This window comes from Streptomyces tricolor (assembly GCF_002155905.1).
GTDB lineage: Bacteria > Actinomycetota > Actinomycetes > Streptomycetales > Streptomycetaceae > Streptomyces > Streptomyces tricolor.
Genome location: NZ_MUMF01000075.1, coordinates 20,672 through 28,745 on the forward strand (window position 1 = coordinate 20,672; position 8,074 = coordinate 28,745).

An 8,074-nucleotide genomic window follows, 5' to 3' on the forward strand; every position below is an offset into this window, starting at 1 on the left:
CGGGCCGCGGGTCAGACCCCCACCGGCCAGGTCTGCTTCTCCCCGTTGCCCGCGGCCAGGGGATGGAGCGGAGTGAGCGCGTGGCTGTGGTCGAGGTAGCAGAAGGCGTCGTAGCGCTGGGCGAGGACGGTGGGGACGTAGTTGGCCACCCGTTCGCCGTGCGGCCGGTAGACCACGCCGATCGCGCGGTGGCCGTGCTCCTCGTGGAACCACGCGCCGTGGCCCGCGGCGGGCGGATGCTGGAGCTGCACGTGCGGGAAGACGAACAGGGCCCGCTCCCCCGGCAGGGCCTGGTGCAGCAGGTCCTCCAGGCTGCCCGGGTGCGCGGGCGGCACGTCCATGATCCGCGGTACGTCGCCCCAGGCGTCTGCGGCGATCACGGTGCCGGAGTGGGAGCCGAAGCCCACCAGGACCACGCCCTTGCCCATGTGCCGTTCGCGCACCAGCTGACCGACGTTGACCATGCCGGTGTCGGCCATGTCCGTGGCGCGGGCGTCGCCGATGTGGGTGTTGTGCTCCCACACCACCGCCTTGGCGTCCGGGCCGTGATGCTCCATCAGCCGGTCCAGGGTGTCGGCCATGTGGTGGTCGCGGATGTTCCAGGACTGGGGCCCGCTGTCGAGCATGGCCCGGTAGTAGCTCTCCGCGCCGGCCAGCACCTCGGCGTTCTGCCGCGCGGCGAACTCCGCGAGGGAGCCGTCCCGGACGGCCGTCCGCGCGGCCCGCCGCCGCAGTTCGGTGAGCAGGGAGACGACCTGCGGTTCACAGCTCTCGGGCAGATAGCGGGTGGCCAGCGCGTAGGACTGCGGCTCCTCGTCGAACGGCTCGAAGCAGCGGTACGCCTCCAGGGCGTGCCGCACCCGGTCGGGGTCGTGCTCGCGCAGGTGGGCGAGCACGGCGTGCAGCGACTCCCACAGGCTGTAGACGTCGAGTCCGAAGAAGCCCACGCGCCGTTCGGGCGGCAGTTGCTCGTTGTGCCGGCGCAGCCACCGGGCGAACGCGGCGACCTCGGTGTTGGCCCACATCCACGTGGGCCAGCGGTCGAAGCCCGCCAGCACCTCGCCGGGGTCCTCGGGTGCGCCCGGCGCGCCCACCACGGAGCAGTGCACGGACTGGCAGTCCGGCCAGTCGCCCTCCACGGCGACGAAGGAGAAGCCCTTCTCCTCGATGAGCCGGCGCGTCAGCACGTCCCGGACCTGGTAGTAGTCGGCGGTGCCGTGGGACGCCTCGCCCAGCAGCACGTAATGGGCGTCGCCGATGCGCTCCATCAGCGGGTCCAGCGACGCCGGACCGGTCAGCGGCAGGGCCTGGCTCCGGATGCCGGCCTGGTCGGTGTCGGGCACGGCGCACTCCCCTCGCACGGCTGCGGCACCGGGTTCCCGGGGCCGCACGCGCCGAAACGCGCGGGCAGCGCGGGCCCCGGTGTCACCGGGCGCAGCCGACGTCCAGCACCTCGACCACGTCGCCGTGGACGGTGTACACGAGCCAGCACCACTCCCCGAAGGCGGCGGCCAGGTCCGGCGCGCGGGTGCGGGCGTCGTGGGTGACCGCGTCGATGAGAAGGATGATCTCTTCGTGCATCTCGTCCGGCACGTCGAAGAGGACGTCGGCGGCCCGCTGGATCATTTCGATTCTCATGGCACCCCCCGGACGAGCAGGAGCGGTACGGTCCGGCGAAGCCGGGTGGACCGGGCTGCGCTCGACGGCCGAACAGAGCCCTCAGGACCACCGTAAACCCACCGGGCGGCGGGGGATGCCCCGGGTTTCGGACGGGCGCGACGGCGGTCGGGCGCGGGGGCGAGGCCGCGACGGCCCCGTCCGGGTGCGGCTGCGGGAACTGACGGGCGGGTTCAGCGGCGGGGTGCGCGGGGCAGGTCGATGCGGAAGGCCGCGCCGCCGCCTTCGGCGTCGGCGAGGGTGAGGGTGCCGCCGTGGTGCTGGACGACATCGCGGGCGATGGCCAGGCCGAGACCGGCGCCGCCCTCGTCGCGGCTGCGGGCCTCGTCCAGCCGGACGAACCGTTCGAAGACGCGCTCCCGGTCGGCCGGAGCGACGCCGTGACCGTCGTCGGCGACGGTGAGCGTCACGGCGTCCGGTGTCGCGGACACGGTGACGGTGATCGCGGTGGCGGCGTGCCGCTGGGCGTTGTCGAGCAGGTTGCCCAGCACGCGGGCGAGCTGGTCGCGGCTGCCCCGGACCTCCAGCCCGGTGCCGTCGGTGGTGACGGCGGGCGTGATGCGGTCGGCCGGTCCGCGCCGGGCCACCTCCTCGCGCGCCAGGGCACCGAGGTCGACCAGCCCGTCGGCGGGCCGCTCGCCGGCGTCGAGGCGGGCCAGCAGGAGCAGGCCGGCGGCCAGGTCCTGGAGCCGTACGACGTCGTGCAGCAGGTCGGGCACGTCCAGCAGCCCGGGGTGCTGCTCGGCGACCTCCAGCTGGGTCCGCAGGGACGCGATGGGGCTGCGCAGTTCGTGGGAGGCGTCGGCGACGAAGCGGTGCTGGCGCTCCACGGACCGCTCCAGCGCGGCCAGCGTCTCGTTGGTGGTGCGGGCGAGCCGGGCGATCTCGTCGCGGGAGTCGGGCTCGGGCACCCGGCGGGCCAGGTCGCCGCTGCCGGTGATCTCCGCCATCTCCGCGCGGATGCCCTCCACCGGCCGCAGCGCCCGCCGGGTGACCAGCCAGGTCACCCCGGCCACGACCGAGAGCAGGAACGGCAGCCCGACCAGCATCGCCCGGGTCACCTGGTCCAGCGTGGCCTGTTCGTCCGCCAGCGAGGCGCCGGCGTAGACGGTGTAGGTGCGGCCGGCGTACGTCGTGCCGTGGACGGCCGCGAAGCGGTACTCGCGGGTCTCGTCGTCCACCCGCACGGCGAGGGTCTCGCGGTCCACGTCCGTGCCGACCCTGCCGCGCGCCGGAGGACTGTCGTCGTCGTCATCGTCGTCGTCGGTCCGGCCGCTCGGTGCCCCGCCGTCCGGCGCCGGCGCGAAGTCGGCGACCGCGCGGCGCCCGCGCAGGTCGTCACCGGCGGCCAGGACGGTGCCGGCCGCGTCGACCACCTGGACCGGACGATCCTCGTCGTCGGGCAGGTCGAGCGCGCCGAACCTCCCGTCCAGGGCGGCCTGGGAGCCCGCCACGGTACGGGCCGTCACCTCGGCCTCCAGACCGGCCCGCTCGGTGAGGTTGTGGCGCAGCACCGCGACGACGAGGACGCCCGCCGCGACCAGCGCGAGGGAGACGACCGCGGTCGCGGCCAGGGCCGCGCGGGCGCGTACGGAGGCGAACGGTCTACGCATCGCGGCCCCCGTCGGCCTCCAGCCGGTACCCCGCGCCGCGCACGGTGGTGATCGAGCGCCGCCCGAAGGGCACGTCGATCTTGCGGCGCAGGGCGCTGACGTAGACCTCCACGATGTTCGGGTCGCCGTCGTAGGCGAAGTCCCAGACGTGGTCGAGGATGTCGCTCTTCGACACCACCTGCCCGGCGTGCAGGGCGAGGTGCTCCAGGACCGCGAACTCCTTGGCGGTCAGGGTGATGTCCGTGCCGGCCCGTTCGACGCGGCGGGCGGCGGGGTCGACGGCCAGGTCCCCGATCCGCAGGGGCCGGGCCCCGGCGCGGCTGCGGCGGCGCAGCAGCGCGCGGATCCGGGCTTGCAGGACGACATAGGAGAAGGGCTTGGTCAGATAGTCGTCGGCGCCGGTGTCGAGGCCCTCGGCCTCGTCGTACTCGCCGTCCTTGGCGGTGAGCATCAGGATCGGCGTGTCGTCGCCCGCGGCCCGCAGCTGCGCGCACACGCGGTAGCCGTTCAGGCCGGGCAGCATGATGTCCAGCACGATCAGGTCGTAGTCGCGCTCGCTGGCCATGTGCAGGCCGGTGACGCCGTCGTGGGCCGTGTCCACGACGAATCCCTCGGCGGCCAGGCCCCGGGCCAGGGCGGTGGCGAGGCGTTTCTCGTCCTCCACGATCAACAGTCGAAGAGGGTGGCGCGGAACGCCTCCGACGGGGCGGTGGTGGGGGACGGGCGGGCGCATGCCTACCAGCGTCGCAGACGCTTCCTGAAGCGATCTTCAGGAACCTTCAGCGTGGCTTCAGGATCGGCCGTCCATGGTGGTGGACATCGGGGCGGCGCACACCGCCGCGCACCGAGCAAGGAATCGGCCCAAGGAAGGGAACGCATCCCATGAAGGTTCGTCCGCGCACGCTGACCGGTCGTCGCCGTACCGTCGCCGCCGTCCTCGCCGCCACCGTGGTCCTCGGCGGTGCCGGCGCCACGACCGCCGTCGCCTTCGCCGAGGACGGCGACCACGACGGCGCCCCGGCGGTCGCGGCCGGCTCCGACCGCGACGACGACCGCGACAGCGTCCTGCTCAAGGGCGCCGAGGTGGACCTGAAGCAGGCCGCCGCGCGCGCCACGAAGTCCGTGGCGGGCACCGTCACCGCCGCCGAGCTGGAGGGCAGCCGGGGCAAGCCGGTCTGGCACGTCGACGTGGTCGACTCCCGGGGCACCGAGCACGAGGTGACCGTCGACGCGGGGACCGGCAAGGTCACCAAGGCCGGCACCGACCGCGACGACGACGGCGACGACGCGGCCCTCGCCAAGTCCGCCGGGACCGGCGTCGCCCGGGCCGTGGACGCGGCGCTCGCCGCGGTCGACGGCACCGCGACCTCCGCCGAACTGGACGACGACCACGGCAGGCCCGCCGCCTGGCACGTCGACGTCACCGACACCCGGAGCACCGAGCACGAGGTCACCGTCGACGCGGGGACCGGCAAGGTCACGGCCACCGAGACCGACGACGACCACGACGAGGACTGACGGGGCGCAGCGCCCGGCCCGCCGGCGGGCGCCCTCAGCGGGGCGACACCCGGCAGCGGCACTCGCTCGTCCGCCGGCCGCCGGGGCCCGCCGGTCCGAGATGGCCGGCCGCCGCCTGCAACAGCGCGACGGCCGCCGCGCGGGTCAGCGGGTGGTTCGCCCCCTCGCGGAGCAGGGTCCGCGCGCTCACCGCGGCGCGGTGCACCCGGTCCCGGACCGAGGGTGTCGGCTGGTGTCCGATCACAGGATTCCCTTCGCTGTGCGACGGATCCGTCGAGGGCCCGGAGAGTCGGGCCCTCGACGGCTGTTCCGGTGCTGTCACGGCACCGCCGGCTACCGGTCGGCGGCCTGGAAGCCGCGCAGCCGCAGGCTGTTGCCGACCACGAAGACCGAGGAGAAGGCCATGGCCGCTCCCGCGATCATCGGGTTGAGCAGGCCCGCCGCGGCCAGCGGCAGGGCGGCGACGTTGTAGGCGAACGCCCAGAACAGGTTGGACCGGATGGTGCCCAGCGTCCTGCGGGCGAGCCGGATGGCGTCGGCGGCGACCCGCAGGTCCCCGCGTACCAGGGTGAGGTCGCCGGCCTCGATCGCGGCGTCCGTGCCCGTGCCCATCGCCAGGCCGAGGTCGGCCTGGGCGAGGGCCGCCGCGTCGTTGACGCCGTCGCCGACCATCGCCACCGAGCGCCCCTCGCCCTGAAGCCGCTTGACCACGTCGACCTTGTCCTGCGGCAGCACCTCGGCGATCACGTGCTCGGGCTCGATCCCCACCTCGGCGGCCACGGCCTCGGCCACGGCCCGGTTGTCACCGGTGAGCAGGACGGGGGTCAGGCCGAGGGCGCGCAGCCGACGGATGGCTTCCGGGCTGGTCTCCTTGACGGCGTCGGCGACTTCGAGGACCGCGCGGGCCTCGCCGTCCCAGGCGACGGCGATGGCGGTACGGCCGGCCGCCTCCGCGGTCTCCTTGGCACGGCGCAGGTCGTCCGGCAGGGACATGACCCACTCCGCCAGCAACTGCTCCCGGCCGACGAGGACGGCGTGTCCGTCCACGACGCCCTGGACGCCGAGGCCGGGGACGTTGGCGAAGTCCTCGGGGGCGGGCAGCGTGCCGACCCGGGCGGCGGCTCCGGCGGCGACGGCCTGGGCGATCGGGTGCTCGGAGGAGTGCTCCAGGGCACCGGCCAGCCGCAGCACGTCCGTCGCGGCCGTGCCTTCGGCGGTGTGGACGGCCAGCAGGGTCATCCGGCCGGTGGTGACGGTGCCCGTCTTGTCCAGGACGATGGTGTCGACCTTGCGGGTGCTCTCCAGCACCTCGGGGCCCTTGATGAGGATGCCGAGCTGCGCGCCGCGCCCGGTCCCGACCATCAGCGCGGTCGGGGTGGCCAGTCCGAGGGCGCACGGGCAGGCGATGATCAGGACGGCGACCGCCGCGGTGAAGGCGGCGGTGAGACCCGCGCCGTTGCCGAGCCAGAAGCCCAGGGTGCCGAGGGCGAGGGCGATCACGACGGGGACGAAGACGCCGGAGATCCGGTCCGCGAGCCGCTGGGCGGCGGCCTTGCCGTTCTGGGCGTCCTCCACGAGCTTCGCCATCCGGGCGAGCTGGGTGTCGGCGCCGACCCGGGTGGCCTCCACGACCAGGCGTCCGCCGGCGTTCAGCGTGGCACCGGTGACGCCGTCCCCGACGCCGACCTCGACGGGGACGGACTCGCCGGTGAGCATGGAGGCGTCCACGGCGGACGAGCCCTCGACGACCTTGCCGTCGGTGGCGATCTTCTCGCCGGGACGGACCAGGAAGCGGTCGCCGGCCTTCAGCTCCGCGACCGGCACGAGGACCTCGCGGGCGCCCCGCAGCACGGTGACTTCCTTGGCGCCCAGCTCCAGCAGGGCCTTCAGCGCGGCGCCCGCCCTGCGCTTGGAGCGCGCCTCGAAGTACCGGCCGGCCAGGATGAAGGCGGTCACGCCGGCCGCGGCCTCCAGGTAGATGTTCCCGGCGCCGTCGCTGCGGGCGATGGTCAGCTCGAAGGGGTGGGTCATGCCGGGCGTGCCGGCCGAGCCGAAGAACAGCGCCCACAGCGACCACAGGAACGCCGCCGCCGTACCGACGGAGATCAGCGTGTCCATGGTGGCGGCGCCGTGCCGGGCGTTGGTCCAGGCGGCCCTGTGGAAGGGCCAGGCGGCGTACGTCACCACGGGCGCCGCCAAGGTCAGCGACAGCCACTGCCAGTACGTGAACTGGAGCGCCGGGACCATCGCCATCGCGATCACCGGCACGGCGAGCACCACGGCGGTGGTCAGCCGCTGCCGCAGGGGCCGCAGGTCGTCCGCCTCCTCCGCGGCGGGAGCGCCGCCGGGTTCCGCCGCGGGGCGGACCGGCTCGGGTTCGCGCGCGGTGTACCCGGTGGCCTCCACCGTGGCGATCAGATCGGCGACGGATATGTCCTCGCGGAAGGTGACCCTGGCCTTCTCGGTGGCGTAGTTGACGGTGGCCTCGACGCCGTCCATGCGGTTGAGCTTCTTCTCGACGCGGGCGGCGCACGAGGCACAGGTCATGCCGCCGATGGCGAGTTCGACCTCGGCGGCACCGGACGTGGTGGTGGACATGTCTGCTCCTCGCAGCTCGTACGGATACCCCCCTGGGGTACCCGGAACGAGTCCACTGTATACCCCCCACCTGTATGGAGCGCAAGCGGTCGCGGGCTGTGTGCGCGAGGATGATCCGGCGGACCCGCCGTACCGGGTTCGCGCCCCGCGCCCCTGACACCCGTGACGGCGGCACCCCCGTGACCAGCCGAGTCCCGCTCGTCCCGCCCGCCATGAGCGCGTCGCCGCGGCAGGCCCGTTCCGACGACGGCGGCCCGCTCTACGGGAGCGGTGCGGCGCCGGCCCGTTCGGCGGCCGGCCGCTGCCCGCCGCGGTCCGGGTGCCGGTCTCCCCCGGCGTGCGCCGGCCGGAGACGACCCGGGCCCTGGGCCTGGAGGGCGCACCGGCACCGGAGTTGCGGGGCGGGCCGCCGGCGAGGACGCACGCCGGACGAGGCGGCCCCCGTCGAACCGGAGGCGGCTGACCGCCGGCCCGCCGATCCCGGCAGCGCCCCGCACGGGGACGAGTCGGTCGAGGACCGGCGCGGACGGGTGGCACGCCGGCTCGCCGACGGGCCGGCCGTGACGGGTCCTACGCTCGCGGCGGTCGAGCCGGAGGCGGTGCGGGGCCGCGGTCGCGGCGGCGCGGGGCATACCCGCCGTGGGACTCCGGCGCCTCGACGCGCCGCC

At 74.8% G+C, this 8,074-nt stretch carries 7 protein-coding genes; 1 reads left to right on the forward strand and 6 read right to left on the reverse strand.

Annotation, left to right across the window (positions count from 1 at the left end; all coding sequences use genetic code 11):
• Positions 1–11: 11 nt before the first annotated feature.
• From CCN44_RS06590 to CCN44_RS06605, 4 genes are all read right to left on the reverse strand, one after another.
• On the reverse strand, positions 12–1,343 hold the full coding sequence (locus CCN44_RS06590; RefSeq protein ID WP_223283985.1) for an erythromycin esterase family protein: 1,332 nt from the start codon (positions 1,341–1,343) through the stop codon (positions 12–14).
• Positions 1,344–1,425: 82 nt separating this feature from the next.
• Positions 1,426–1,638: a hypothetical protein gene (locus CCN44_RS06595; protein WP_059247588.1), complete on the reverse strand. Its 213-nt coding sequence runs from the start codon at positions 1,636–1,638 to the stop codon at positions 1,426–1,428.
• Positions 1,639–1,850: 212 nt separating this feature from the next.
• On the reverse strand, positions 1,851–3,290 hold the full coding sequence (locus CCN44_RS06600) for a sensor histidine kinase (protein WP_059247589.1): 1,440 nt from the start codon (positions 3,288–3,290) through the stop codon (positions 1,851–1,853).
• Positions 3,283–4,023 carry a response regulator transcription factor gene (locus tag CCN44_RS06605; protein ID WP_086697107.1) on the reverse strand — a complete coding sequence of 247 codons (741 nt, stop codon included), beginning with the start codon at positions 4,021–4,023 and terminating at the stop codon, positions 3,283–3,285. Before CCN44_RS06605 ends, CCN44_RS06600 begins: the two co-directional genes overlap by 8 nt.
• Before the next feature lie 149 nt (positions 4,024–4,172).
• Here CCN44_RS06605 and CCN44_RS06610 point away from each other — a divergent pair, with 149 nt between their 5' ends.
• Positions 4,173–4,808, forward strand: coding sequence for a PepSY domain-containing protein (locus CCN44_RS06610; protein ID WP_086697108.1), 636 nt, complete (start codon positions 4,173–4,175; stop codon positions 4,806–4,808).
• A gap of 34 nt (positions 4,809–4,842) precedes the next feature.
• Here the strand turns inward: CCN44_RS06610 and CCN44_RS06615 are convergent, their stop codons facing one another.
• Together CCN44_RS06615 and CCN44_RS06620 are read right to left on the reverse strand one after the other, a co-directional pair.
• Positions 4,843–5,052 carry a hypothetical protein gene (locus CCN44_RS06615; protein WP_059247592.1) on the reverse strand — a complete coding sequence of 70 codons (210 nt, stop codon included), beginning with the start codon at positions 5,050–5,052 and terminating at the stop codon, positions 4,843–4,845.
• Between the two features lie 89 nt (positions 5,053–5,141).
• Positions 5,142–7,406 (reverse strand): heavy metal translocating P-type ATPase, encoded by a 2,265-nt coding sequence (locus CCN44_RS06620; protein ID WP_086697109.1) that lies wholly within the window; start codon positions 7,404–7,406, stop codon positions 5,142–5,144.
• Positions 7,407–8,074 lie beyond the last annotated feature (668 nt).

Coding starts and splice junctions, on each gene's coding strand:
- CCN44_RS06595 (WP_059247588.1), bottom strand. CDS start 1,638: ATGAGAATCGAAATGATCCAGCGGGCCGCCGACGTCCTCTTCGACGTG.
- CCN44_RS06600 (WP_059247589.1), bottom strand. CDS start 3,290: ATGCGTAGACCGTTCGCCTCCGTACGCGCCCGCGCGGCCCTGGCCGCG.
- CCN44_RS06605 (WP_086697107.1), bottom strand. CDS start 4,023: ATGCGCCCGCCCGTCCCCCACCACCGCCCCGTCGGAGGCGTTCCGCGC.
- CCN44_RS06610 (WP_086697108.1), top strand. CDS start 4,173: ATGAAGGTTCGTCCGCGCACGCTGACCGGTCGTCGCCGTACCGTCGCC.
- CCN44_RS06620 (WP_086697109.1), bottom strand. CDS start 7,406: ATGTCCACCACCACGTCCGGTGCCGCCGAGGTCGAACTCGCCATCGGC.